The 26964-nt window shown below is 45.3% G+C and carries 28 protein-coding genes; 18 read left to right on the top strand and 10 right to left on the bottom strand.

Going from position 1 to position 26964, the window contains the following annotated elements; genetic code table 11:
- The first annotated feature begins 16 nt into the window (after positions 1–16).
- Positions 17–1156: an FAD-dependent oxidoreductase gene (locus AC07M6_RS00205; protein WP_494886581.1), complete on the top strand. Its 1140-nt coding sequence runs from the start codon at positions 17–19 to the stop codon at positions 1154–1156.
- A gap of 154 nt (positions 1157–1310) precedes the next feature.
- On the opposite strand, the gene AC07M6_RS00200 is transcribed toward AC07M6_RS00205, so the two are convergent.
- Positions 1311–1631, bottom strand: coding sequence for a DUF6881 domain-containing protein (locus AC07M6_RS00200; protein WP_494886580.1), 321 nt, complete (start codon positions 1629–1631; stop codon positions 1311–1313).
- Between the two features lie 254 nt (positions 1632–1885).
- Here AC07M6_RS00200 and rpsL point away from each other — a divergent pair, with 254 nt between their 5' ends.
- The 5 genes from rpsL to AC07M6_RS00175 all read left to right on the top strand — a co-directional run bounded on the left by rpsL (position 1886) and on the right by AC07M6_RS00175 (position 7577).
- Positions 1886–2299: a 30S ribosomal protein S12 gene (gene rpsL, locus AC07M6_RS00195; protein ID WP_073405808.1), complete on the top strand. Its 414-nt coding sequence runs from the start codon at positions 1886–1888 to the stop codon at positions 2297–2299.
- Between the two features lie 19 nt (positions 2300–2318).
- Positions 2319–2786: a 30S ribosomal protein S7 gene (gene rpsG, locus AC07M6_RS00190; protein WP_494886578.1), complete on the top strand. Its 468-nt coding sequence runs from the start codon at positions 2319–2321 to the stop codon at positions 2784–2786.
- A 124-nt stretch (positions 2787–2910) separates the two neighbouring features.
- Positions 2911–5022, top strand: coding sequence for an elongation factor G (gene fusA / locus AC07M6_RS00185; protein WP_494886577.1), 2112 nt, complete (start codon positions 2911–2913; stop codon positions 5020–5022).
- A gap of 119 nt (positions 5023–5141) precedes the next feature.
- The gene (gene rpsJ, locus AC07M6_RS00180) at positions 5142–5447 is read left to right on the top strand and encodes a 30S ribosomal protein S10 (RefSeq protein ID WP_022830652.1); all 306 of its coding nucleotides are present in this window, start codon (positions 5142–5144) and stop codon (positions 5445–5447) included.
- Between the two features lie 441 nt (positions 5448–5888).
- Entirely contained in the window at positions 5889–7577 is a 1689-nt protein-coding gene (locus tag AC07M6_RS00175; protein ID WP_494886573.1) for a sodium:solute symporter family transporter, read from the top strand.
- A 98-nt stretch (positions 7578–7675) separates the two neighbouring features.
- Here the strand turns inward: AC07M6_RS00175 and AC07M6_RS00170 are convergent, their stop codons facing one another.
- The 5 genes from AC07M6_RS00170 to AC07M6_RS00150 all read right to left on the bottom strand — a co-directional run bounded on the left by AC07M6_RS00170 (position 7676) and on the right by AC07M6_RS00150 (position 11765).
- The gene (locus tag AC07M6_RS00170) at positions 7676–8512 is read right to left on the bottom strand and encodes a 3-keto-disaccharide hydrolase (RefSeq protein ID WP_494886572.1); all 837 of its coding nucleotides are present in this window, start codon (positions 8510–8512) and stop codon (positions 7676–7678) included.
- A gap of 103 nt (positions 8513–8615) precedes the next feature.
- Entirely contained in the window at positions 8616–9332 is a 717-nt protein-coding gene (locus AC07M6_RS00165) for a DUF92 domain-containing protein (protein ID WP_494886571.1), read from the bottom strand.
- Positions 9333–9342: 10 nt separating this feature from the next.
- On the bottom strand, positions 9343–9783 hold the full coding sequence (locus tag AC07M6_RS00160; RefSeq protein WP_494886569.1) for a hypothetical protein: 441 nt from the start codon (positions 9781–9783) through the stop codon (positions 9343–9345).
- Between the two features lie 60 nt (positions 9784–9843).
- Positions 9844–10143 carry a GIY-YIG nuclease family protein gene (locus AC07M6_RS00155; protein ID WP_494886567.1) on the bottom strand — a complete coding sequence of 100 codons (300 nt, stop codon included), beginning with the start codon at positions 10141–10143 and terminating at the stop codon, positions 9844–9846.
- Positions 10144–10223: 80 nt separating this feature from the next.
- A complete protein-coding gene (locus AC07M6_RS00150) occupies positions 10224–11765 on the bottom strand; it encodes an acyl-CoA carboxylase subunit beta (protein ID WP_494886565.1) in 1542 nt (513 codons plus the stop codon).
- A gap of 266 nt (positions 11766–12031) precedes the next feature.
- On the opposite strand from AC07M6_RS00150, the gene AC07M6_RS00145 reads away from it, so the two are divergent.
- The 7 genes from AC07M6_RS00145 to AC07M6_RS00115 all read left to right on the top strand — a co-directional run bounded on the left by AC07M6_RS00145 (position 12032) and on the right by AC07M6_RS00115 (position 17266).
- Positions 12032–12367, top strand: a complete 336-nt coding sequence (locus AC07M6_RS00145) for a hypothetical protein (protein WP_494886563.1) — start codon at positions 12032–12034, stop codon at positions 12365–12367.
- A gap of 79 nt (positions 12368–12446) precedes the next feature.
- Positions 12447–14045, top strand: coding sequence for a SulP family inorganic anion transporter (locus AC07M6_RS00140; protein ID WP_494886561.1), 1599 nt, complete (start codon positions 12447–12449; stop codon positions 14043–14045).
- Positions 14046–14053: 8 nt separating this feature from the next.
- Positions 14054–14776 carry a carbonic anhydrase gene (locus AC07M6_RS00135; protein ID WP_494886560.1) on the top strand — a complete coding sequence of 241 codons (723 nt, stop codon included), beginning with the start codon at positions 14054–14056 and terminating at the stop codon, positions 14774–14776.
- Between the two features lie 78 nt (positions 14777–14854).
- Entirely contained in the window at positions 14855–15286 is a 432-nt protein-coding gene (locus AC07M6_RS00130) for an energy transducer TonB (RefSeq protein ID WP_494886559.1), read from the top strand.
- Positions 15287–15300: 14 nt separating this feature from the next.
- Positions 15301–16035, top strand: coding sequence for a YoaK family protein (locus tag AC07M6_RS00125; RefSeq protein ID WP_494886558.1), 735 nt, complete (start codon positions 15301–15303; stop codon positions 16033–16035).
- Positions 16036–16040: 5 nt separating this feature from the next.
- On the top strand, positions 16041–16538 hold the full coding sequence (locus AC07M6_RS00120; RefSeq protein WP_494886556.1) for a hypothetical protein: 498 nt from the start codon (positions 16041–16043) through the stop codon (positions 16536–16538).
- Between the two features lie 38 nt (positions 16539–16576).
- The gene (locus AC07M6_RS00115; protein WP_494886555.1) at positions 16577–17266 is read left to right on the top strand and encodes a carbonic anhydrase; all 690 of its coding nucleotides are present in this window, start codon (positions 16577–16579) and stop codon (positions 17264–17266) included.
- 321 nt (positions 17267–17587) lie between these two features.
- Here the strand turns inward: AC07M6_RS00115 and pruA are convergent, their stop codons facing one another.
- Complete coding sequence (gene pruA, locus AC07M6_RS00110; protein WP_494886554.1) at positions 17588–19225, bottom strand: L-glutamate gamma-semialdehyde dehydrogenase; 1638 nt, start codon at positions 19223–19225, stop codon at positions 17588–17590.
- Positions 19226–19414: 189 nt separating this feature from the next.
- Between pruA and AC07M6_RS00105 the strand changes: the two genes are divergently transcribed.
- The 4 genes from AC07M6_RS00105 to AC07M6_RS00090 all read left to right on the top strand — a co-directional run bounded on the left by AC07M6_RS00105 (position 19415) and on the right by AC07M6_RS00090 (position 22616).
- Entirely contained in the window at positions 19415–19606 is a 192-nt protein-coding gene (locus AC07M6_RS00105; protein ID WP_494886553.1) for a hypothetical protein, read from the top strand.
- Positions 19607–19645: 39 nt separating this feature from the next.
- A complete protein-coding gene (locus tag AC07M6_RS00100; protein WP_494886551.1) occupies positions 19646–19906 on the top strand; it encodes a hypothetical protein in 261 nt (86 codons plus the stop codon).
- A gap of 75 nt (positions 19907–19981) precedes the next feature.
- The gene (locus tag AC07M6_RS00095; protein ID WP_494886549.1) at positions 19982–20641 is read left to right on the top strand and encodes a Pr6Pr family membrane protein; all 660 of its coding nucleotides are present in this window, start codon (positions 19982–19984) and stop codon (positions 20639–20641) included.
- Between the two features lie 61 nt (positions 20642–20702).
- A complete protein-coding gene (locus tag AC07M6_RS00090) occupies positions 20703–22616 on the top strand; it encodes an AMP-dependent synthetase/ligase (protein WP_494886547.1) in 1914 nt (637 codons plus the stop codon).
- Positions 22617–22708: 92 nt separating this feature from the next.
- On the opposite strand, the gene AC07M6_RS00085 is transcribed toward AC07M6_RS00090, so the two are convergent.
- Both AC07M6_RS00085 and AC07M6_RS00080 read right to left on the bottom strand, forming a co-directional pair.
- Positions 22709–23089, bottom strand: coding sequence for a hypothetical protein (locus tag AC07M6_RS00085; protein ID WP_494886545.1), 381 nt, complete (start codon positions 23087–23089; stop codon positions 22709–22711).
- Between the two features lie 94 nt (positions 23090–23183).
- Entirely contained in the window at positions 23184–23432 is a 249-nt protein-coding gene (locus tag AC07M6_RS00080; RefSeq protein ID WP_494886544.1) for a hypothetical protein, read from the bottom strand.
- Positions 23433–23532: 100 nt separating this feature from the next.
- Here AC07M6_RS00080 and AC07M6_RS00075 point away from each other — a divergent pair, with 100 nt between their 5' ends.
- Positions 23533–24318: an NIPSNAP family protein gene (locus AC07M6_RS00075; protein WP_494886542.1), complete on the top strand. Its 786-nt coding sequence runs from the start codon at positions 23533–23535 to the stop codon at positions 24316–24318.
- Positions 24319–24493: 175 nt separating this feature from the next.
- Here AC07M6_RS00075 and AC07M6_RS00070 read toward each other — a convergent pair whose 3' ends face one another.
- Positions 24494–26914, bottom strand: a complete 2421-nt coding sequence (locus AC07M6_RS00070) for a DUF5703 domain-containing protein (protein ID WP_494886540.1) — start codon at positions 26912–26914, stop codon at positions 24494–24496.
- Positions 26915–26964 lie beyond the last annotated feature (50 nt).

Here is a 26964-nt window from a genome sequence, read left to right as displayed (position 1 = left end):
ATTAAACAAGGATAAAATGAGCAATATCAACCATAAAAAAATAGCCATTATAGGCGGCGGACCAGGCGGCTTAACGCTGACACGCCTTTTACAAATACAGGGGGCCAATGTAACCGTTTACGAACGCGATAAAAACAAAGATGCCCGCATGCAGGGTGCCACGCTCGATTTGCACGACGATTCGGGCCTGCTGGCCATACGCCAGGCCGGCCTAATGCCCGAATTTATAGCCAATTACCGCCCCGGCGCCGATCACCTGCGTATTACGGACAAACATGCTAATATCGTGATGGATGACGACATGAATAAGGAAGGCTATCCCGGCCGCCCCGAAATTGACCGCGGGCCGCTGCAAAACCTCCTGTTAGATTCATTAAAACCGGGTACTGTGGTGTGGGACAGCCATTTTGCAGCACTTACCCCAATCGGCGATGCCTGGCAACTGGAATTTAAAAATGGCATTACTGCCACCGCCAACCTGGTAATAGGTGCCGACGGGGCAAACTCCCGAGTACGCCCCTACGTTACGCCAATTAAACCGTTTTTCGCGGGTGTTACGGCTATCGAGGGTTTGGTACACCACTCGGCAATGACCAGTCCCAAATTACACCGCTTATTACATGGTGGTAAAATATTTGCCATGGGCGATGAGAAAACGCTGATCGTCAGTTCAAAGGGCGATGGCAGCATGGCCTTTTACACCAGCTTTAAAACCAACGAAAACTGGAGCAAAACCTGCGGATTAGATTTTACCGATAAGACAGCTGTGCTGGCTTGGTTTAAGCAGGAATACGCCGGTTGGAGCCCCATTTGGAACGAACTGTTTGAAAATACCAATTTCCTGATCCCGCGCCCGCAATACTGTATGCCGCTTGACCAAACCTGGGCGGCCTTGCCTAACCTTACCCTGCTGGGCGATGCCGCCCACCTGATGCCGCCCTACGCCGGCGAAGGTGTAAACATGGCCATGCTGGATGCGCTGGAACTGAGCAAAACCTTAACCGATCCCCAGTTTACGGATCTGCATCAAGCCATTGCCGCTTACGAAAAAGAAATGCGCATCAGGGCATCCGAAACGGCTGACATGACGCTGATATCGACCGCAGCACTACACTCGCCAAATGCCATAACTTTTATGATGAATATGATAGGTTAAAACATCAGATTAACAACACCGCCAGTTCAAGCGTCCACGCTTGAACTTAATACGGAGTGAGCGTCCACGCTCACGTAAGAGTTTTTTAAATTAAGCGTGGACGCTTAATTAAGAGTTACGTCAAGCGTGGACGCTTAACGCGGCAGTAGCATATTCATGCCTTAAATATATTGAATATCCGCCAATTGAGGCGCTCACGCTTAAACTGGCGGGAGGTAATCCAAATGGCTTCAAAATCACCTTTGCTAATTATAGTATATTCCATATCATCCAAATCAAGTGGCTTTTCGGCTAACCCTCCATATTCATCTTCAAGATTATTTTCATCATACTTAAGCACCGTGCCGTTTTGGTATATTTCAATTTGCCTGGTCACATAGCAATCATCACCAATTTCAAAATACCATTCAGATGCACCCCAATGATCAAATTTGTCTCCTCTTAATTCGTTCCACTTACTTTTCAAGTATTCCATTTACTATAATTTATCCCTACAATTTACATATTCGGTTACTATATTATTTATTATTTTTAATTTATAGCTAACCCCTTTATTAACAACAACTTTACAACAGTTTAATTTTAATATATAGCTATAATGCAAAACCAAAAACTTTTTACGCCAACCTATTGAATATCACAAATAATCTTCCTACTTTTGCAGTCCCGAAAACTGCCCACCGTGTTGGTGGATAAAGGGATAAAAAACAATAAACAAAAAAAGGAAGAATGCCTACTATTCAGCAATTAGTTAGAAAAGGTAGAGTAGCTCTGGTTGACAAGAGTAAGTCGCCAGCGTTGGACAGCTGTCCACAGCGAAGAGGCGTGTGCACCCGTGTGTACACCACTACCCCTAAAAAACCAAACTCAGCCATGCGTAAAGTTGCCCGTGTGCGCTTAACCAACGGAAAAGAAGTTAACGCTTACATCCCTGGCGAAGGTCACAACTTACAGGAGCACTCTATCGTATTGATCCGTGGCGGTCGTGTTAAAGACTTACCGGGTGTACGTTACCACATCATCCGTGGTGCATTGGATACTTCAGGTGTAGCCGGTCGTAACCAACGCCGTTCTAAATACGGAACTAAACGCCCTAAACCAGGTCAGGTAGCAGCGGCGCCAACAAAAGGTAAAAAGAAATAATTAAAGGAGGATAGTAATAATGAGAAAGTCAAAACCAAAAAAAAGAATCCTTCTTCCTGATCCAAAATTCAATGATGTTTTGGTAACCAGGTTTGTAAATAACATGATGTTCGACGGTAAAAAATCTACCGCTTACACCATTTTCTACAATGCTGTTGAAATAGTTGAAAAGAAAACCAGCGAAAACGGTTTAGATACCTGGAAAAAAGCGCTGAATAACGTTATGCCTGCTGTTGAAGTGAAAAGCCGCCGTGTAGGTGGTGCTAACTTCCAGGTGCCAACCGAAGTTCGTCCGGAACGTAAAGTGGCTTTGGGTATGAAATGGCTGATCAGCTATGCCCGTCGTCGTGGCGAAAAAACCATGATGGAAAAACTGGCTGCCGAGATCATCTCTGCTGCTAAAGGTGAAGGCGCTGCTGTGAAAAAGAAAGAAGACACGCACAAAATGGCTGAAGCCAACAAAGCGTTCTCTCACTTCCGTTTCTAATATAAGATTACACCTATATAAGAAAGATTTCACCGATTAACAATACGATCACATTTGAGCGGTTATTATTGTAAATCGGTGAAATCATTAATAAAATCGGTGAAATCAAAAAAATAAAACAAACATGTCAAGAGACTTAAGATTTACAAGAAATATAGGTATTGCCGCTCACATTGATGCCGGTAAAACTACTACTACCGAGCGTATCCTGTACTACTCGGGTTTCAGCCACAAAATTGGCGAGGTGCACGAAGGTGCAGCTACAATGGACTGGATGGCACAGGAGCAAGAGCGTGGTATCACTATCACATCGGCTGCTACCACTATCGATTGGAAATACCGTGGCAACAAATACCACATTAACATTATTGATACACCGGGTCACGTGGATTTTACCGTTGAGGTAAACCGCAGCTTACGTGTATTAGATGGTTTAGTGTTCTTATTTTCGGCAGTTGACGGTGTTGAGCCGCAATCTGAAACTAACTGGAGGCTTGCCAACAACTATAACGTTGCCCGTATAGGTTTCGTAAACAAAATGGACCGTAGCGGCGCCGACTTTTTAAATGTTGTAAAACAGGTAAAAAGCATGTTAGGCAGTAACGCCGTACCATTGCAATTACCAATTGGTGCTGAAGAGCATTTTAAAGGTGTTGTTGATTTAATTAACTGGAGAGGTATTGTTTGGAACGAGCATGATAAAGGTATGACCTTTACCGAAGTGCCAATTCCGGAGGATATGATAGAAGAAGCGACCGAGTGGAGAGAAAAACTGCTTGAATCGGTAGCTGAGTATGACGAGTCGTTAATGGAGAAATTCTTTGACGCCCCTGAAACAATCACCGAGCGCGAAGTATTGGACGCTTTACGTAAAGCCGTGCTTGACGCTAAGATAGTTCCGATGGTTTGTGGTTCATCTTTCAAAAACAAAGGTGTACAAACCATGCTTGATTATGTGATGGAATTATTGCCTTCACCTATGGACGTTGACGGTATTGTTGGTACAAACCCTGATACCGGCGAAGAAATTGTTCGTCAGCCATCAGAAAAAGAGCCATTTGCAGCATTAGCGTTTAAAATTGCAACCGATCCTTTCGTAGGCCGTTTGTGCTTTATCCGCGTATACTCTGGTAACTTAGAGGCTGGCTCGTATGTACATAACATGCGTTCAGACAATAAAGAGCGTATCAGCCGTATCTTCCAAATGCACGCTAACAAGCAAAACCCTATCCCTAACGTAGGTGCAGGTGATATTGCTGCGGTAGTAGGCTTTAAGGATATTAAAACAGGTGATACCCTTTGCGATGAGAAACACCCTATTGTACTGGAATCAATGAACTTCCCTGAGCCGGTTATCGGTTTAGCTATCGAGCCTAAAACTCAGGCCGATGTGGATAAATTGGGTATGGCTTTAGGTAAATTATCTGAAGAGGATCCAACCTTCCGTGTAAACTCTGACGAAGAGACCGGCCAAACCGTAATTAGCGGTATGGGCGAGCTTCACTTAGATATCATCATGGACCGCTTAAAACGTGAGTTTAAAGTAGAGGTTAACCAGGGTGCGCCACAAGTAGCTTACAAAGAGTCTATCACTGGTACTACGCAACACCGCGAAACTTACAAGAAACAAACCGGTGGCCGTGGTAAATTTGCTGATATCCAGGTAATATTATCACCTAACGATGAAGGTAAAGAAGGTTTAACATTTGTGAACGAAATTAGCGGTGGTGCTATCCCACGCGAGTTTATCCCATCTGTTGAAAAAGGCTTTGCAGCCTCAATGGTGAACGGTGTATTAGCAGGTTACCCTTTAACAGGCTTAAAAGTACGTTTAATTGATGGTTCGTTCCACGCAGTCGATTCAGACGCGCTATCTTTCGAGTTAGCTGCTAAGATGGCTTATCGCGAGGCATTGCCAAAATGTAAACCAATGTTGCTTGAGCCGATCATGAAGATCGAGATCCTTACCCCTGAAGAAAACATGGGTGATGTTATCGGTGACATGAACCGTCGTCGTGGCCAGCTTTTAGGTATGGACTCGCGCGCTGGTGCACAGGTAATTAAAGCTACTGTACCACTTTCAGAAATGTTTGGTTATGTAACCCAGTTACGTACCATCACATCTGGCCGTGCTACTTCAACCATGGAGTTTGATCACTATGCTGAAGCACCACGTAACGTACAGGAAGAAGTAGTTGCTAAAGCAAAAGGCAAAAAAGCTGCTGGTAATAACTAAGAATAGAGATTAGTTGATTGGAGATTAGTTTCTCAAATTATCAATCAACTTTTTAAATCCAAATAAAAACCGATTGTTATAATAAATAGCTCTTATAACGGTCATAACAACAAAACAAAATGAGCCAAAGGATCAGAATCAAATTAAAATCGTACGATTACAACCTGGTTGATAAATCAGCCGAGAAGATCGTAAAAACAGTAAAGCCGACAGGCGCTGTAGTTAGCGGACCACTTCCGTTGCCAACTGAAAAGAAAATTTTCACCGTTTTACGTTCACCGCACGTAAACAAAAAGGCACGCGAGCAATTCCAACTATGCTCTTACAAACGCTTACTGGACATTTACAGTTCAAACTCAAAAACTGTTGACGCTTTAATGAAGCTTGAATTGCCAAGCGGTGTTGAAGTTGAGATCAAAGTGTGATAGTACCGGAAGATCAAATATTACAAAGGCCATTCGTAAATACGAGTGGCCTTTGTTGTTTTAGCCATATGTTTGATTTGTAAATAAAATAGCGATATAACAGGGAAATCGCTTTGAAATTTCCGCTCATTTTTTGGCTAAAGCCCTGTTGTTTCTTATCATCATCTCCGTCCCATAAATGGGACGGCAATGAATTTAAGCTGCATTTTACAGGAAAGCGCGTTCAATTCATTGCCGTTTGGCTTCAGCCAACGGCTTGTGAAAGATATGAGGTGGCTTTAGCCAAATTCTTTATGGTTTGGGGTTTAAAAACGATTCCCCTGAGCGATACATAATTTATTAATTATATTTTCAGCAAATTTTCTTATTATTAGGGCTTATTATAAACCGGCCTTTTCTTACGAAAAGGTATTATGAACAATTACCCCTAATAATCACTAAATGCACGCAATTTCTACGGCCGATCTGCTGGTGTTTTTCACCTACTTTATCCTGGTTTCTGTTTATGGATATTTGGTTTACCGCCGCAAAAGAACCGAGACCAACTCCAGTTCCCACAGCTTTTTCCTGGCCGAAGGCTCCTTAACCTGGTGGGCCATCGGCGCGTCTATCATCGCCTCCAATATATCTGCCGAGCAATTTATAGGCATGAGTGGCGACGGCTTTTTTGCCGGTATAGCTGTAGCCGTTTACGAATGGCTTGGCGCGGCCGCATTGATTATTGTGGCAGTATTTTTTATGCCCATATATATCAAAAACAAGATCTATACCATGCCGCAATTTTTGCAGGATAGGTATAACAGCGGCGTGGCCCTGGTAATGTCCATTTTCTGGTTGTTTTTATATGTTTTTATTAACCTTACCGCTATTTTATTCCTGGGATCATTAGCCATCAACAGTTTGTTGGGCGGCCAGTATTTTCACCAGATACTAATAGGGCTGGCTATATTTGCCGTAATTATAGCGCTGGGTGGTATGCAGGTGGTAGGTTATACCGATGTAATACAGGTTGGTGTACTGATCATCGGCGGCCTGGCTATTACCTACCTGTCGCTAACCATCGTCAGTGAAAAATTTGGCTTCGGCACTAACGCGCTGGTAGGCTTTAAGCTGCTGCTCAAAGACTCGCCCGATCACTTTCACCTCATATTTAAAAAACCGGCCCAGGGAGCGTCTTTAGAACAAATAAGCAAATACCTGATCCTGCCCGGCTTTGCCATGTACGCGGGCGGGCAATGGATCAGCAACCTCAATTACTGGGGCTGTAACCAGTACATTACCCAACGCGCGCTGGGCGCCAATTTGCATACCGCCCGTTCGGGTATCCTGTTTGCCAGTTTATTAAAGATATTAATGCCGGTTATTGTAATGCTGCCGGGTATTGTGGCATTTGTATTATACAGGCACGGCCATTTACCGCAACTGCTTAACGGGAATAAGGATAGCGCCTATTCGGCCATGCTGTCCTTCCTGCCATCCGGACTTAAAGGCTTATCTCTGGCGGTGCTTACAGCGGCTATCGTGGCTTCGCTGGCTGGCAAGGTGAACAGTATAGCTACCATATTTACCTTAGATATTTACAAAAAATACGTATCGCCACAGGCAACCGAACGTAAAATGGTTTGGACAGGCCGCATCACTATTTTAGTTAGCTTGCTCATTGCCATATTTTTTACATGGAACGATACCTTAGGGATAGGCAGCGCCGGCGGTTATACTTTTGTACAAAAGTACTCCAGCTTTGTTAGTCCGGGTGTATTAGCCACCTTTTTGTTAGGTATGTTTTGGAAACGCACTACTGCCGAAGCCGCCGTTGCAGGTATTATTACCGGGTTTGCGGCATCTATATTTTTCAACCAGTTTGCCATCGGGCTGTTCGGCCCCGAAACCTGGCTTTACACCGCCTTTAAAAATGCCTCGGGAGTATATGAGATCCCTTTCTTTATTTCCTTAAGCTGGTCGTTCCTTTCTACCGTTTTGATTATGGTTGGTATCAGTTTATTCGGGGTAAAAACAAACGGAAAAGCGATACAGATCGATTCGTCTATGTTTAAACTGAAATACTCTTCTGTTATGGCTATCGCGGCAATATTACTGCTGTTATCGGCTATTTACATCCGGTTTTGGTAAAAGGCAAAGGGTATATATCATCTCTTTAAAGAATGATATATACCCTTTGTTTTATTGTGATGAATAGTAAAGGACAGGAAGATACTAAGGCAGGATGTTTAATCCTTCAGCATACCTTCCGGAAGTTTAGTGATAGCCTGCAATTTTACTTCCTTATAAAACACCTCTGCCCCTTCCGATTGTAGTTGGATTTTACCTTTGGTAAGCGGCAACACCTGGTCTTTTTCCTGTTGCTGGTTATGATATAACACCATAACCACCTTACCATTCACTACGTGGATGCTGGTATCGCCAAAGCAGTACAGATCCAGCGTATTCCATTCGCCTATAGGTTTCTCGGCATCCGCGCGTTTAATACAGTGCCGCCCTTGCGGGCTTTTGGCGCTAAAGGTGAGCAGTGTACCTGCCTGATCGTACACATATTCTTTTTCAGATCGTTTGATGGCCGGCACATCGGCCATGGCACCCGCGCAACCCCAGTAATCACCACAATCGCCCTCTTCAATCTGGAACTCCTGCGACCGCATCCATGCGCCAGAATCGGCCCCCTGCTCTCCTACCGAATGATACAGCAAACCGCTGTCTTTCTTCTTACGGCCCTTTTGCAGCCAGGTACCCCATTTAAATGTCAATTGCAAGTGGTAGTTTTCATATTCGGCCTTGCTGGAAATACCACCAATACACTCGCCCGAAACCCTGATTACGTTTGTGCCGTCTTGCTTCACCACGGTGAATACCTGCAAGCGGTCGTTATTTAAGCCGATGGGGGTATCGCCTATCTTTTTTCCGGCTGTATCGCGGGGGATCCCCAAATAACTATCCCAATTGCTAAGGTCTTTCCCGTTAAACAACTGCACCCAGCCTTTTTTATTTTGGGCAATACCGGGGGTATGTATAATTAGTAGCAGGGCTATCAGCCAACTCAAATGTTTCATCGCAAATGCAGTTAATGGTTTATATTAAACTAATATAAAGCGATAAGGCTGAACATTATACCATCGGTTTACCCAAATAGTATGACATATCAGCATCAGATAATCATCTGTATAATTTAAACAGGATGAAACAAACCAGCGCCCCGGTAAGGGTATTCAGGAAATTTACCAGGTTATTGCCCATCTGCTTCTTACGCTCAAACGCAGCGCCTAAAACCGAATCGGCCAGGTTACCTATAAAGCCTGCTATAATTATCCAGTAAAATGCCGGGCCCCAGCCAAAAGCCAGTGAATAGATCGTGGCCACTAAAGCTGCTCCGGCTATACCAATCAGCGTACCTTCCAAACTTACCACACCATCCAGTCCGCGCGTATCTTTTCTTAAACTGAGGATATTAAAAAAACGTGAGCCATAAACCGTACCCAACTCGGATGACAGGGTATCGGCAGTAGCGGCAGCCAAACTTCCGGCCATCATTACTTGCAGGATAGCTGCATGAGCCGGCAGATACCAGGCCAATGCCCCCAACAACGCCGCCGTGCCGCCATTAGCCAAAACCTGACTTGCAGTGCGCCGCCCTTTATTTTGCTCGGCAAAACCAATAGCTTTCTTTTTTGAGATTTGCCAGCCCGTAGCCCATGATCCGGCTACAAAAAACAGGGCCAGCATAGCTATGCCGGTAAGGCCTGCACCTTTATAGATCAGCAAACCGACTATAAAACCCGTCGCCGATCCGGTTAAGGTAAGCTTACGGGTTACAAAACTGAGTACAGCAGCCAGCAGCAAAAAAACGTAGATGAGGATATCGTATAAAGCCATTATAGAGAGATCAAATCTGATGCTTATTTTCCAAAAAGTCCAGCCAAACGCCTTCCAGTTCATCAACCAATTCGGGCCGGATGGATATGCCGGACGCCTGCGGTGTCCAGGTTTGGGCGGCAAGATTGCCGGTTTTTAAAATATCTAAAGTTAGTATAGGTTCGCTATCCGGGTTCAGCAGTACATCCAAAGTAATTTCAATACGATGATAATGCCGGCCCTTCCTGAAAGCGAGATAAGGTTGGGATGATATAAAGCCAGATGCAAAGATCCCTTTAGGTTCAGCCCCCACCCTAACGATGTAAGCCCTGTCGCCGGGCTGAATGGTTTTATGGCTGGCCACGCTCCAGTTATCGGTATAGGCACCCGTTGTTTTAAGCTGCCTGATATCCTCGTCGATATCAGCCCATTCAAATTTGATCGGGTTCCATCCGAATAGGTAGGATTTCATATAAACCTCCCGTCATCGTGAGCGACAGCGAACGATCCCCAGAAAGCAGAGTCATAATGACTATTCATTAACCAATAAATCATATAAATCGTTCCATGTCGGATTAAGTCCGTTAATTAAATCAATTTTATATTGTCGTACTTTACCTTTCAAATACTTTTCAGCAGCTATTGCCTCCCCAATCGTTGAATAACCGTGATAATAAACCAACTTGTTGCAGTTGTATTTAGCTGTAAAGCTATTGGGATGCGTTTTGTTTTTATGTTGATAAACCCTACTTATTATATCAGATGTGACGCCTATGTATAGCACAGCGTGAGTTTTGTTGGTCATAATATAAACACAACCGCCTCTATGCATTAGTGCTACTATTTTTAGTTAATGATTTTCCTCTGGACAGTTTGGGATCGTTCGCTATCGCTCACGATGACGGGGTGGTTTTACAACGGTATATTCCCATGCTTCTTCCTCGGCAGGTTCACCACCTTATTTTCCAGCATTTTAAAGGCGTGGATCAATTTAATACGTGTTTCGGCAGGTTCAATTACTTCGTCAATAAAACCACGCTCGGCGGCGCGGTATGGGTTGGCAAATTTTTCCGAATATAGCTGTTCCTTTTCCCTCCATTTAGCCTCCGGGTCTTCGGCCGTGCTGATCTCGCGCTTAAAGATGATCTCGGCGGCTCCCTTCGCTCCCATCACGGCAATTTCGGCTGATGGCCAGGCGTAGTTCATATCCGCGCCAATGTGCTTGGAGTTCATCACATCATAGGCGCCGCCATAGGCTTTACGGGTGATCACGGTAATACGCGGCACGGTGGCCTCGCAAAAAGCATATAACAACTTAGCGCCGTTGGTAATAATGGCGTTCCACTCCTGGTCGGTGCCCGGTAAAAAGCCCGGTACATCCTCAAATACCAGTAAGGGGATATTAAAGCTATCACAAAAGCGCACAAACCTTGCGCCTTTAGTTGATGAGTTAATATCCAGCACACCCGCCAAAAACGCAGGCTGATTGGCCACTATACCAATGCTTCGCCCGGCCAGGCGGGCAAAGCCTACTACTATATTTTCGGCAAAATCCTTGTGTACCTCTAAAAAAGAATCAGCATCAATCACCTGCGTAATAATATCACGGATATCATAAGGTTGCGAAGCAATTTCGGGCATAAAATCATTCAGCGCCGGGCGCAGTTCGTTACCTCCTTCGTAAGGCAGCGATGGGGCACGTTCTTCGCAATTCTGCGGCATATAGCTGAGCAGTTGCTTGATATGCTGTATAGCCGAGATCTCGTTAGCGCAGGCAAAATGCGTTACGCCCGATTTGGTGGCGTGGGTCATGGCACCGCCCAATTCTTCGGAAGTTACCACTTCATGCGTCACCGTTTTCACTACATTGGGGCCGGTTACAAACATATACGAGGTATTTTCTACCATCAAAATAAAGTCGGTAATAGCGGGCGAGTAAACCGCGCCGCCCGCGCAGGGCCCCATAATGGCCGAAATTTGCGGCACCACGCCCGATGCCATGGTATTGCGGTAAAATATATCGGCATAACCACCCAGCGATACCACACCCTCCTGGATACGTGCCCCGCCCGAATCGTTCAGACCGATAACGGGTACGCCATTCTTCATGGCCATATCCATCAGCTTACAGATCTTCTCGGCATGGGTTTCGGATAGCGAGCCGCCAAACACGGTAAAATCCTGCGAAAAAACGTAGGTCATACGGCCGTTAATGGTACCGTAGCCGGTAATTACGCCATCGCCGGGGTAATGCTCTTTCTCCATCCCAAAATCGGTACTGCGGTGCGCTACCAGCATCCCAATCTCCTGGAACGATCCTTCATCCAGCAGGAAATGCAGCCGCTCGCGCGCGGTTAGTTTCCCTTTTTTATGCTGACTATCTATACGGGCCTGGCCCCCGCCTAAAAGCGCCTGTTCGCGCTTATGCAACAGGTTTTTTATTTTTTTCTCCAATTTGGGTTTATTAGTAAAGGCTAAAAATAAGTAATTAGTGCGGGAATGTGCAACTGATTATTTAACCACAGAGATCACAAAGAAAGAACCACAGAGTACACAGAGATTTAGCTTCAATAAATTAAATTAATATATCTTACCTCTGTGACCTTTGTGAAAAAAACTCTGTGATCTCTGTGGTTAAAATTCAAAAACAGACAAAAAAATTACATAACCTTAATCAAAATGTGCCCCGAATGCCCATTTAAACGCTATATTTGCTTACAGTGAAAACAAGGAAATCATCCATATTGATCAGCATGATGTTTATCGGTATCTTTTTAATAAAGATGTCGATATCCGTAGCGCCCCTGTTTTTAATGCTCAATAACAAAACAGTTAATGCTGTAATTATGCAGCTTGAACTGGAAGGTAAGAACGAAAAGGACAATGCCGAAAAAGACTTTGCCAAAGAGAAAAAGTTTTTTGACGAAAACGTAGTATCGCATTGTTACACGCTTACCCCACTCCTGATAGAGAATAACATTTTGCACAATCAGGAACATGCCTTATTTGTGCAAACCTATCACCCCGAAGTGTCTACCCCACCTCCCAACGCATAAATGAGTTAGTCCGGATCTGTAACAAGTCCGGATGCATCTACTATTCATTTATTATTTCATATCATTTATTGCATTTTTTATGGAGCAACATGGGATTGCTGCAGGTGGCCTTAACCTGGGTAAATATTTTTTGGCTAAAAATTTAAAGAAAGATATTCCGGCAAGTATAGTAGTATTTTTAGTGGCCCTGCCTTTATGTTTAGGTATAGCCCTGGCATCCGGCGCGCCGCTTTTTGCGGGAGTGTTAACTGGTATTATAGGTGGCATTGTGGTAGGTTCATTAAGCGGCTCGCAACTAAGCGTGGCCGGGCCTGCTGCTGGTTTAACAGTTATTGTGTTAAACGCCATTACCACACTGGGTAATTACGAAGCATTTTTATTGAGTTTAGTAATAGCCGGTGTATTCCAGATCATCCTGGGTTTAGTTAAAGCTGGTACCATTGCCAACTACTTCCCGTCGGCAGTTATCGAAGGCATGCTGGCCGCAATCGGGATCATCCTGATATTGAAACAGTTCCCGCATGCAGTAGGTTACGATGCCGATTTTATAGGCGACGAAGGGTTTAGCCAAACAGATAAGGACAATACTTTTTCGGGCATATTCAGCGCATTGGCTAAGATCAATTACGGCGCCGTAATCATTAGCCTGGTATCGCTTGCGCTGATGATCTACTGGCCTAAGTTTAAAAAACTGGCAGGTATACCGGCAGCCTTAATGGTGGTACTGGCAGGCATTGGCTTAAGCTTTGTATTTGGTGGCAGCGATTTCGCTTTGCGCGATAAGCAGTTTGTACAGATCCCTATTGTGAACAGCACGACCGAGTTTTTCGGCTTATTTAAAATGGCCGATTTTGGCGCTATTGGCAATAAACAGGTTTGGATAACCGCCTTTACTATAGCCGTTGTAGCCAGCTTGGAAACATTGTTAAGCCTGGAAGCGGTGGATAAGATAGACCCGATTAAACGTGTATCCCCTACCAACCGCGAATTACTGGCACAAGGTGCCGGGAACCTGGTGAGCGGTTTATTAGGCGGCCTGCCTATGACGGCCGTTATCGTACGTTCATCGGCCAATGTAAATGCCGGGGCACGTACCAAAACCAGCGCGGTAACGCATGGCCTATTGCTGCTGGTAGCTTTATTAGCCATTCCAAAGGTGATCAACCTAATCCCGCTTTCGTGCCTGGCAGCTATACTGCTGATGACCGGTTATAAACTGGCCCGCATTAGCCTGTTCAAACACATGTGGCATAAGGGACTGGATCAGTTTGTCCCTTTTGTGGTAACCATAGTGGCCGTTGTATTTACCGATTTGCTGATAGGTGTGGGTATTGGTATGATGGTGGGCATCTTTTATATCCTGCGCACCAACCTGCGTAACCCTTACTTCTATCATATCGAAAGAAATGGGAATAAAAAGATCATTACCATACGCCTGGCCGAGGAAGTTTCCTTCCTGAACAAGGCGGCTATACAGGTAACACTAACTAATATACCTAAGGAATCGACCGTAATTATTGATGGCAGCAACTCGCGCTATATTGATCAGGACGTACTGGAAACCATCCATAATTACAAACACAATGCTTATACCAAGGCCATTATTGTAGAGCTTAAGGATATTAAGACCTACTACGAAGTGCCTAAACTAAAAGATCTAATTCTTGACGTTAAATAATTATCATCATGGAAAATATTAAAAATCATAAAAACGGAAATATAGCAGTAGATACTGCAGATAGTAAATTAACCCTGCGCACCGGCTACAATGCCCTGCTGCAAGGCAACCGCGATTGGGTGAAGAAACAACTGGAAGGCGATGCCGACTACTTTACCAAACTGGCAAAAGGCCAAAGCCCCGAGGTATTATGGATAGGCTGCTCGGACAGCCGCGTACCTGCTAATGAGGTAACCGGCACCAAACCCGGCGAAGTATTTGTACACCGCAACATTGCAAACGTGTGCGTACACTCGGATATGAATATGCTATCGGTATTGGATTACGCAGTTAACGTATTAAAGGTAAAACACGTAATTGTGGCCGGCCATTACGGTTGCGGCGGCGTGGCAGCAGCCCTTACCCATAAACAATTTGGACTGATTGATAACTGGTTGCGCAATATTAAGGACGTTTACCGCCTGCACAGCCACGAGCTTGACCGTATTACCGACGAGGAAACCAAAATAAACCGCCTGGTAGAACTAAACGTAACCGAACAGGTATATAACGTTTGCAAAACTACTATTGTGCAAAACGCCTGGAAAGAACGTACCGACTTGCAAGTGCATGGCTGGGTAATTGACCTGAAAAGCGGCCTGGTGAAAGACTTGCAAGTGAGCAGCAGCAGCCCTGCATCGCTGGGTTATGTTTATGAAGTGAACAAACCCGAAGCCGTAGCCGCCCATTAATATACTGACCCTACATCAACCTACCTATGTAAAAAGGGGCCTTTGAAAAAAGGCTCCTTTTTTGTTTATATTCGGGGCATGAGAAAGTACCTGATTGCAACCTTATTAACCTTATCATTTATATTTGCGAAAGCTCAAAACGGCAATTTGCCACCTCTTAGCGCAAACGATATCCGCAGTAGTGCAGATACCACTATATATAACGCGGTTGACATTGGAGCGGAGTTTCCCGGTGGTACGCAAGAGTTTATGAATTATTTGGGAAAAACAATAAGATATCCTGCAGATGCCAGAAGACAACACATTCAGGGCAAGGTGTTTATACAATTTGTGGTTGAAAAAGATGGTGTATTAAGTCATATAAAAGTTGTCAGGGGCGTATCACCAGATTTGGATGCCGAAGCCATACGCGTTATAAAGGCATCACCAAAATGGCGCCCAGGTTCAATAAAAGGAGCTGATGTAAGGAACCGATACACTCTTCCTATTAGTTTCGCATTAGCTAATTAATAACAGTAATCCCCATGCTCCGCCAGGCCAAAGAAGACCGAACCCTTAAAGAGAACCTGCTGCTGGCATCGTCCACAGCGTTTGTTTCCGGCGTTACTAATGTGGCCGGGGTGGTGGCGTTTTTGGCATTTACATCAAATATTACCGGGCATGTGGCTAATTTGGCCAAACATGTGGTTGAGCAGAATTTTAAAGAGATCATTGTGTTTTTAGTATGGCTGATGCTGTTTATGGCAGGGGCCTTTATCTCTAACTTCATCATCCGGTCGTTACAGGACCGCAGCCGTTACCGCGCGCATGCCGCGCCCATGATACTGGAGATCATCGTCTTACTCATTGTAGCCATATATGGTTACCATTTTTATGATGACAGCATGCTGGAGCGCGAGGCCATTATTGGCGCTATCCTTTTTGCCATGGGCTTACAAAATGCCCTGGTATCGGCCATATCAGGCGGACTGATCAAAACCTCGCATCTCACAGGCTTGTTCACTGATCTTGGCTCGGACCTGGCCGATTGGTTACACCCCAAGACCAAAGCTACCGACGCGATTAAAAACAAGATCATTATCCGCCTCACCATCCTTTCTTTTTATTTTATGGGCGGTGTAGCAGGCGGCTATTTTTTCGATCTGTACGATTTCCGCATCTTCTATTTTATCCCCGTGATATTGCTGACCATTCTTTATTACGATCTTTCGCCTTTGGCGTTGCACCGGTTTATGCGCATGTTTCAGGCAGGCAAATAAAGTTTATGGATAAGGGGTACTATCTTGATAAATTTCAACATGGCCTGGTAAGGCTAAACGGTGAGCTATTCCGCGAAAAACAACTGGAATTAAAAGTGGGCACCTGGCTAAATTCGGTTGCTTTAAAAATTCAGAAAAAGGCCTGGGTCAACCTATCGCCAACAGCTAAACCTTTCCAGGAATCCATTTTCTTTTCGATATGGGTGAACGCCGAAACCATCCGGCAGGGTAAACTATATTATAATATTCATGCCCTTAAACTACGTGAACTAACCTGTTACACCATTAAAAGCAGGGATTTTGCCGAAGCCTTCCGGTTGAGGTTTAAGCAGTTTGAAGCTAAATGGCCAAATATAAATTTGGGTTTTGGGCCGCTTACGCTGATGGAGGGCTGGATAAGCCTTGATGAAAATAATATCGAAAAGGATATTACCCAACTGGCCTACCTCTTTTTAGAAATAACGTCTATTATTGACGAACTGCTATCTGCACGAAAAAAATAACATCATATTTACAGTATCCTGCATACCTTTGCCCTACTATGAGTAAACAAACTAACCCAGATATTCACGATACCAGCCATATCACCTATCAAGCCCTGATTAAAGGGAATGAAAGGTTTGTAGCCGAAACTTTAGAGAAAGACCCCGACTACTTTACCCGGCTGGCCGCAGGACAAAACCCGCCGGTGCTATGGATAGGCTGCGCCGATAGCCGCGTACCCGCCAACCAGATCACCAATACCGCCCCGGGCGAGATCTTTGTGCACCGTAACATCGCCAACATGGTGATCCATACCGATATGAACATGCTCAGCGTGCTGGATTACGCGGTTACCGTTTTAAAGGTAAAGCATGTAATTGTTACCGGCCATTATGGCTGCGGTGGGGTAATAGCCGCCATGAGCAACAAGCAATTTGGCCTGATTGATAACTGGCTGCGCCACATTAAAGATGTTTACCGCCTGCATGCCGACGAGTTGAACGCCATTGAAGATTTGAACGAACGCAGCGACCGCCTGGTAGAATACAACGTAATTGAAAATGTGCGCAACCTGTGCAAAACATCCATTGTGCAAAATGCCTGGGAAACCGGCCGGCAATTAAGCGTGCATGGCTGGGTTTACAGCGTAGCCACCGGCAAAATACGCGATCTGAAGATCAGCAGTCATAATAACTCCGATCTGGATGAGGTGTTTAGGTTTAATAGTACGGGGCCAATAGCTAAATAACTTGCGCTCGTCTGTGACGAGTGCTTCAAACTGCGTTGCGATTGTATCGTACGCAGAAGCGTCGCAGACGCTGAACCATTTTAAGCACTCGTCACAGACGAGCGCAAGTGGTGCATTGCGAGGAGCAGCGAGGCAATGTGGGATGGGGTGATGTGGCAATCCCGTAGTTTGCGCTGCATGCGACGAGATTGCCACGCTATCGCTCGCAATGACAATTTGTATATAAAAGGAAAGCGGCCCGATTTGGGCCGCTTTCCTTTTTAAAATCATTTGCACATCTGCATATTTGCACATTCACTCCCCCTTTAGGGGGCCGGGGGGCTAAACCTCCTTCGCCAAAAACGGATATTTATAATCCTTCGGCGGATCGAATGTTTCCTTAATGGTGCGTGGCGATACCCAGCGCAACAGGTTGATCATCGACCCGGCTTTATCGTTAGTACCCGATCCCCTTGCACCGCCGAATGGCTGTTGTCCAACTACCGCGCCCGTAGGCTTATCGTTAATATAGAAGTTACCAGCCGCGTTGCGCAGGCGTTGGGTCATCTCGGCAATAGCATACCTGTCCTGCGCTATAATAGCGCCTGTAAGGGCATAGATAGATGTTTGATCAACAATGTCTACCACTTCGCTAAACTTAGCGTCCTCGTAAACGTAAATGGTTAATACGGGGCCAAACAACTCTTCGCACATGGTAACATAGTACGGATCGTTTACCTTAATAACCGTTGGCTCAATGAAGTAGCCCTGGCTTTTATCGTAATTACCACCGGTGATGATCTCTACACTGCTATCGGCTTTAGCCGCGTCGATATATTTAGCCAGTTTATCAAACGATTTCTCGTCGATAACGGCATTCACAAAGTTCTCAAAATCTTCAACCGGGCCAACTTTAAAGCTGGCTATGTCGCGCTTCATGCGCTCGCTGATGGCCGGCCATAACGATGCGGGCACATAAGCCCTTGATGCAGCCGAACATTTTTGCCCCTGGTATTCAAACGCGCCACGGATTAAAGCTACGTTGCTTACGTCCACATCGGCGCTTGGGTGTATCAGCACAAAGTCTTTACCGCCGGTTTCGCCAACAATACGCGGGTAGGTTTTGTAAACGTGGATGTTATCGCCAATAGTTTTCCAGATATTCTGGAAAACACCGGTCGACCCCGTAAAGTGGATCCCTGCAAAATCAGGGTGTTTAAATACCACCTCGCCAACAGTAGGGCCATCAATATAAACCAGGTTGATCACGCCCGGAGGCACGCCGGCTTCGTTAAATACCTGCATCAGCACATTGGCCGAATAGATTTGCGTATTGGCCGGTTTCCAAACCACTACGTTACCCATCATAGCGGCAGATGTGGGCAGGTTACCCGCGATAGCCGTAAAGTTAAACGGTGTAAGCGCGAATACAAAGCCTTCCAGCGGGCGCTGCTCTACCCTGTTCCATACACCTTTTGGCGATATAGGGGGTTGCTGCGCGTAGATCTGGGTCATATAATGCACATTAAAGCGCAAAAAGTCGATCAGTTCGCAAGCCGAATCAATTTCGGCCTGGTAAGCGTTTTTAGATTGGCCCAGCATGGTAGCCGCGTTAATACGGGCACGGTACGGGCCGGCCAGCAGGTCGGCGGCTTTTAAAAATATGGCGGCGCGTTGTTCCCAAGGGAGGTTTTCCCAATTGGCTTTAGCGGCAAGGGCTGCGTTAATAGCATCGGTAACGTGCTGTTTGCTGCCCTGGTGAAAAACGCCCAGCACGTGTTTATGATCGTGCGGCGGACGGATCTCGGCCGTGTTGCCGGTACGCACTTCCTTACCGCCAATATACATGGGTATATCTATTTGCTTTGCACGGCCCGCGTCCAAAGCTTCTTTCAGCGCTGCGCGTTCCAAACTGCGCGGACCGTAATTTAATACCGGTTCGTTTGTTGGTTGCGGAGCATTAAAAAATCCTTTAAGCATAAATAGTTTGTTTGTTTATGGTGCGGCAAAGATACCGATTAACAAGCATAAGCAAGCAATGCATGCATAGCAAATTACGGGTTGTTGACAATGTAATGCATTGTAACAATATACCAGATAATTCAACACCGGCCTAAACCCTGTGCCCCAATTTTAGTTAAACCTATATAATTTATAAAAATGAACGCCATGAAAAAGCAAATGATAAGAATGATAACCCTGCTGGCTATTTCGTCGGTATTGTTATCAAGTTGTGCGGTTGGATACAGGCAAAACCGTAACCGTACACATGATGACAGAAGGAACAGCCGCGGCCACGACCGGGATCATGACAATAACCATGATCATAACGATCATAACAATTATTACAAGCGTTACTAAAAAATCAACAATTAATTAACCCGTTAAAAAATAGAAATCATGAAAATTATAAAAATAGCCCTTATAGCTTTAGTAACCGTGTTTACTTTTAGCGCCGCTGAAGCACAAGTACGTGTAAATGCAACCATAGGTTCAAGGCCGGTACCGCATCGCACCGTTGTGGTGCACAGGCCATACCATCGCCCGGTTATCGTAACCAGGCCGGTTTATCATCACCGGATGGTAGTACGCCGCCCGGTATATCATCACCGGGTAGTTGTGGCGCATCGCCCTCATTACAGAGACCATCGCCGTTACTAATCAAAAAAAGCCCTCCGAAATAATCGGGGGGCTTTTTGTTATATTTGGTTTGGTATCAAACCTATCTCATCATATATGACCGGTCCGATAATCTATATCAGCAAGCGCGGCAAGGCTGCATCTGCATTTATGTTATTTATAGCTTTACTGGCCTGGTTTGGCCTTATCGCCCAGTTAGCTATCACCTTAACCAATTATCAGCCCGGCAGAACCATACCGGGGGTATTAGTCCAGTTTGTTAGTTACTTTACCGTTATTTGCAACGCGCTGGTTAGCATCAGCCTTACGGCTGTTTTATTAATACCCGCATCGGCAACAGGCCGGTTCTTTTCGCGCAATACCGTTTTAACAGCCATCACCCTTTATATTATGGTAGTAGGGCTTGTTTTTAATACCGTGCTGCGTAACCTGCTAAACTTAGCCGGACTGGCATTTTGGGTGAACGAAATTATGCATGTTTTTATCCCGGCATTATTCCTCATATTTTGGCTGACGCTTATCCCCAAAGGCGGCTTATCTTATAAAAGTACACTACCCTGGTTATGGCTGCCTCTTATTTACCTGGTATACACCTTAATCCGCGGGGCATTAACCGGTTTGTATCCGTATCCCTTTATGGATGCTGGCAAATTGGGATATCCGCAGGTTGCCGCCAATTCGGTAGGGGTATTGCTTGTTATTTTAATTTCGGGTTCAATGCTGATATTTTTCGCCCGTTTATTAGCTAAAAAGTGATCTTTTGTTTTATATAAATTAAGGTTATGTTTGTTTTAACTAATTATAAAATGATTTTTGAATGAAGCCGCCTGTAGCCTCAACCACGGTCCCCCAGTTTATACGCAATACCGTTGCCCATATCCATCCCGACACGCATACTTTTTTAAAACACAAAGTAGGCGAGGTATGGAAAGAGGTGAGTTATGGAGAAGCATTAATAAAAATTGATGCCATATCGGCCTGGCTGCTGGACATAGGTATTGCCAAAGGCGACCGCCTGGGCCTGATCATAGAGAACGGCCCCGATTATGTGTATTACGACCAGGCCCTGCAACAGATAGGCGCCGTTAATACCTCCATCTACCCTACCCTGTCTGAAACAGAAATTGAATATATCCTGAATGATTCGGGTGCGAAAACCCTGCTGGTGGGCAACCCTTTTCTGTTGCGCAAAGTGCTGAAAGTAGCTAATAACTGCCCCGAATTAATCCGCATTATACCGGCTTTTGATGATTTTGAAAAGTATAGTGATAAAGTTGAACTGAACGCCGGCATTATCGGCTTGCAGCAACTGATTGCCGAAGGTAAGGGACTTGTTCCGCAGTTTAAAGCCGCCATTAACATCGCGCGCGAGGCTATTATGCCGTCCGATCTATCGTGTTTGATCTATACATCGGGCACTACCGGCACGCCTAAAGGTGTGATGCTGACCCACCATAACCTTACCGAAAACGTAAATGTAAGCCTGGATCAGATCCCGGTGATTGAGTATACCGATCTGTTTTTGTCGTTCCTGCCGCTATCACACGTGTTTGAGCGTACCGCTACTTACCATATTTGCCTGGCCATGGGCTGCCAGATAGCCTTTGCACAAAGCCTCGACCTGCTGGCCCGTAACATGGGCGAAGTGCGCCCTACCGTAATGAACTGCGTACCCCGCCTATTGGAACGCATCCACGATAAGGCCATGAAGAACGGTACAGATGCAGGCGGTATTAAATCGAAAATATTTTTGTGGGCGCTAAAGATTGGCCGCCAGCACCGCGAAGTTTTGGAAGCCGGTAAAAAACCGGGACTGATATTGCAGCAGGAGTTTAAACTGGCCGAGAAGCTGGTTTTCAGCAAGATAAAGGAGAAAACCGGCGGGCGGTTAAAGTTTATGATATCGGGCGGCGGCGCGCTGCCTAAAAATATTGGCGAGTTTTTCGGCGATCTGGGCATTAAGGTGCTGGAAGGTTTCGGCCTGACCGAAACATCGCCTGTAATGGCTGTTACCGAATATCACCGGCAAGTGTATGGTACAGTTGGGCGGATTATCCCGGGTATTGAAGTGGGGATCCAGAATGTAGATACCAAAGAGATCTATACCATACAAACGCACCATACGTTTAAAGAGCATTACGTATCGGAAGAAGGCGAGATCATTGTGCGCGGGCATTGTGTAATGAAGGGCTATTTTAATAAACCCGAGGAAACCAAAGCCGCTATTGATCCTGAAGGATGGTTCCACACCGGTGATATTGGCCGTTTTTATAAAGGCAACCTGCAAATTACCGATCGCCTGAAAAATATGCTGGTAAATGCTTACGGTAAAAACATCTATCCAACCCCGGTGGAGAACACTTACCTGAAAAGCCCCAAAATTGAAGCCGTATTTTTAATTGGCGATAAACGCGAATATGTAACCGCTATTATTATCCCCGCAAGGGAAGCATTCCAGGAAGCATTTGGTTTGGATAACGCGTTTTTTGAACAGCCGGAGATATTTATTGAAGATAAGGCAATGGTAGACTGGATAACCCAGGATATCCGCAAATATGGTAATGAATTAGCCAAATTTGAGCGGATTAAAAACTTCAAGATCAAACGCGTACCATTCAGCATGGATGAAGGCGAGATTACCCCTACCATGAAACCCAAGCGCAAAATCATCGAGAAAAAATACGCCGGGGCTATTGACGAACTGTATCTGCAAAATGTAGAGGCAGATTAATTGTCATTCTGAGTGAAACGAAGAATCTACCGCCAATGCATGACCGCTCTGCTTACGATAGATTCTTCAATACGTTCAGAATGACAAATGGGTTACTGAGCAGGCGGCGTTGTGGTTGCCGGGGCCGCAGGTGCTTTTTTAGCTTTTTTCTGTTGTTGCTCGGCCCTAAAGTCGGCATACATTTTCTTTTGATCGGCTGTCAATAAGCTCTCCACTTTTAATACCGCTTCATCATTTACAGCCTTTTTTTCCTTATGTAAAATCTTTTTATCAGTCTGGGCAGCTGTCAGGCTATCTAATTTAGTTGCCTTTGTTTGTAGGATCGCACTTATTTGGGTTTGCTGGTCGGCAGTAAGGCCCAGCCTGCCTACCAGGGCCTTTGGTAATTTAGCAGGTGCTTTTTTAGCATTTTGCGCATGGGCGCCTGCCATTATCCCGGTCAGCAGGAATACAATTAAAATTAATTTTTTCATGGTTTTTCTGATTATTTACCTGATAGATGCTGAAAAGCCTGAAAGGTTTATTTTCAAATCAGATAAAATTAAAAAGACCGGGAATATGGTAATATTAGGATTGATTATTGGTTACCTGATCAATCAAATCGTACCCTTCCAGCGCAAGGCCTATGTTAATTAAAAGCTCGCTATCAATATGATGGTCATCGGCCGAACGCCAGGCCCCCGCTTTGTTTACTATAAAAAAGCCGGAACCATTAGGATGTAATATCCGGAAACCATGCATACCGTTAAAATGCTCGGGTTTGGCTGTTAGCTGCATTAATATACCCGTAGCGGGATCTTTTACCTCGATATTCATATTCGCTCATCTTTAGTTTAATGCTATTAGTATAGCAACGCCCTTTTTTACTAAAGGTTTAAATAAATTATATTTGTTCGCACCCAAACAAACCCATCTTATGCCGAAAAACAATATTACCCCATCAATCAAAGTCATTATTTTACTCATACTGCTCCAACTAACGGCTTCTTACAGCTTTGCCAAAGCATCGCCCTATTATTACCAGCTGAAAGTTTACCATTTAAAAGGCAAAGCCCAAATGGATATGGTTGATGAGTATCTGCAAAACGCCTACATCCCGGCCATGCACCGCGCGGGGATACCAGCCGTCGGCGTGTTTAAACCGATAGCTGTTGATACCACCGAGCAGTTGGTTTACGTATTTATCCCCTTTAAAAAGTTAACAGATTTTTTAAATTTGGATGATGCCCTGGCTAAAGATGCCCAATACCTGGAGGCGGGTAAAAATTACCTGAACGCGGCGTATAATAAGCCCCCTTACCTGCGGCTGGAATCGATCATCCTGAAAGCTTTCAGGGCCGTACCCGAGTATCATTTGCCCAAACTCGCCGCACCAAAAAGTGAACGGGTGTACGAATTAAGAAGTTACGAGAGCGCTACCGAAAACATATCGCTGAACAAAATAAATATGTTTAACGATAGGGAGATCTCCATTTTTGATAACCTGAATTTCAACGCCGTATTTTACGGACAAGCGATCTCTGGCAGCCACATGCCCAACCTGATGTATCTCACCACCTTCGAGAACAAAGCCGACCGCGACAAGCACTGGGCCGATTTTGGGCCGGAATACAAAAAAATAAGCGTCCTGCCACAATACCAAAACAACGTATCAAAAAACGTGACGCTGTTTGTGCGGCCGACGGATTATTCGGATATATAGGTCATTGAAGTTAGCTCCGCAGGAGTGATATGTTAATAGCATCAATTAAGACTCCATTATAAAGCTCCATCGGAGCGGCATGTACATTAACATGCCGCTCCGATGGAGCTCTTGAACTTCGTTTACGCGATGCTATTAACATATCACTCCTACGGAGTTTTGATCACAAACACACTCAGGAACTATGCGGTGGTACTATCACCACATCCTTAGCCCGGCTTTGCGGTGTAACCTTTAACTTTTCTACCTTGCCGTTTTTAATGGTGGCTTCGATGGTGGTATGGTACGGCGCGTGTAGTTTTACCTCCGCGTCCCAATCCTTTGGCCAGGCGGGTAACAGGTAGATCTTTTTGCCGACGGTTTGCAGCATCATTTCCTGCAGGGCTATCATGCCGCTGCCGCCCCAGTTATGATCGGGCGCCCAATCCAGGCCCGGCCCCCAAAACGTAGGGAAGCGGTATTTGGCATCGGAGAGTTTTTGAGTGGTCAGGTCTTTAGCTTCGTCGGTCAGGCCTAAATCGGCCGCGTAAATCGGGTCGGGGTGCCAGCTTACAATACTATATTGGCTTTTACTATCAGCCCCGTGGTGCCAGGTATCAATAGCTATTTGCAATTGGGGCAGGCCAACACCAAACAAATGATACGGGAACACCGGGTAAAGCTGCGGCAATTCGCTGTTAATAGCTTTGCCGTTCCAGGTTTGTGCGGGGGATATTACTGTTTTGCCCTCTTTTTCGCGGGTAGCTATTTCGGGCAGGCGTTTTAATACAGCCTGCCAGTAAGCGCGTTGCTGTATGTTGCCGTATGGCTTAGGCAAATTGAGCAGCCCTGCCAGTACTGTTTTCATCCCGGCAATGGTACTGGTGGAGTTGGTAGCGCCTTTATAGGTTTCCAACCCGGTACCGGGATACATAATTAATTTGCCATCGGCACCAAGCGGGTAACCGTTTAGTTTTTTTGACCAATATTGAAAGTGCTGATCAAAGAATTGTACACTGCTTTGTATAAAAGGCATGTATTTGCTGATATCGGCACCACTGTATAATTGATAATCAAGGATCATTTTTGCAAACTCAAGCTGCCCATCGTAATGATCAACCACCCAAACATTGGTCAGGAAGCCGTAGTCGATGAATTTCATCTCCTCGCCTTTCACATTCTTCAATACACGGGTGCTTGATGAATCTGATCGGGGCTTAAGCGGGTCTTTACCCCACAAACGCTCGTAGGTATGCCCGGCGGGTAGTCCAAAGTTTTCTACCTGTTCGGTAAAAGACGCACCATCGTGGCCCCAGTAGGTTTTGGTGCGCAGCTCGGCGTTTTTTAAAGCGCGACTGTAAAAATCAAACTGGGGCTTCATCAAATCAAAATCGCCCGATTTAAGCATGGGCCAGTAAACCAAACGTTGATTTTGCGCGGTAAAGCTGCCCCCGCCCCAGCGGCGGAAATCGGGGGTTACCCTGTTTTTGTATTCGCCTTTCACAAAGTCGGCATCAAAAACAAACAGGCCTCCGTTAAATTTAGTGGGGTACTCGCCAAAAGCATTGCAGCCCAATTGGTAACGGAACACATTATAATTGCGGCCAATTTCCCAGCCCTTATCGTCGCTATTTTTTTTACCGGTATTGATATAAATGTGGCTGTGATCCCAGTATTGCGCCCACCAGGTTTTGGTTTTTGCCCATTTTATGGCGGTTGGGGCAGCTAATTTCACTTCCTGTTGAAGGCCTTTCAACCAGGCAGCATTGGTTGTACTATGCGCGGTATGCAGCACCACATCTATTTGCTGGTTTGCAACCGGCCGGGCGCTTTGATAAATCCAGCCGCGATATTTGGCTGCTACATAAATACTGTCTATTGTACCCATAAACTTCATGCCGGGCGCCAGCATTTCGCCGCCAAAAATGAGGTCTTTCATGGGGTTCCAAAGCTGGGCTTTAACCTCGCCAAGATGTTGTTGTACGGCCTCACGGTCGATGATCATTTCATCGTTGCGGTCGCGGTGATACCAGACCAGCGATGATGCCTGCGGAGTGATGGTATCTTTACGGGTAAAAACGCCAATTTTATCGGGCGTGGTATTACTGTAGCCGTAAGCCTGGTGCCGCTCATCAACAGCTAAAGAGCGGTCTTCGGTGCGCCAGTTTTCAAAAATGGCTTTAGCTTTAAAATTTTGCCCGCTGGTAATAGCGATATGGATCACCGGTTTAAAAACTTCTACCCATAGCTTTACCAGTGTATGGTTTTCGCCGGCTATTTCAATATAGCCTTCCTTTAGCTTTAACTCCTGCCTGAAAGTGTTTTTGAAGGGGTTGGTCGACAAGCTGATCCGCAAACGCCCTAATTTCAGCATCGAACTATTTTCGTCAAATGTCCCGCTGCGGCTGATATAGATGAGCAGGTCATTGTTTTCTACCCATACGTTACAGCCAATGTCTCCCCCGCCCAGGGGCATACTCTCGGACGAGTTTTTGCTTTGGCTATCCCATACTACATTATAATCTGCAATACTTTGGGCTTTTACAGCAGCGCTTAACGCGATAACTGCAAACAGTAGAAATATCTTTTTTGATAGCATGGGTTTCCCGGTAATCATTGGCAAACGCTAAGTTCGGTGATTAAGGGGTAACCGACTTGCTTTTTTTG

The sequence above is a fragment of the Mucilaginibacter sp. GW821-FHT07H05 genome, assembly GCF_059418485.1.
This window is presented reverse-complemented; position numbering and strand designations above follow the sequence as displayed.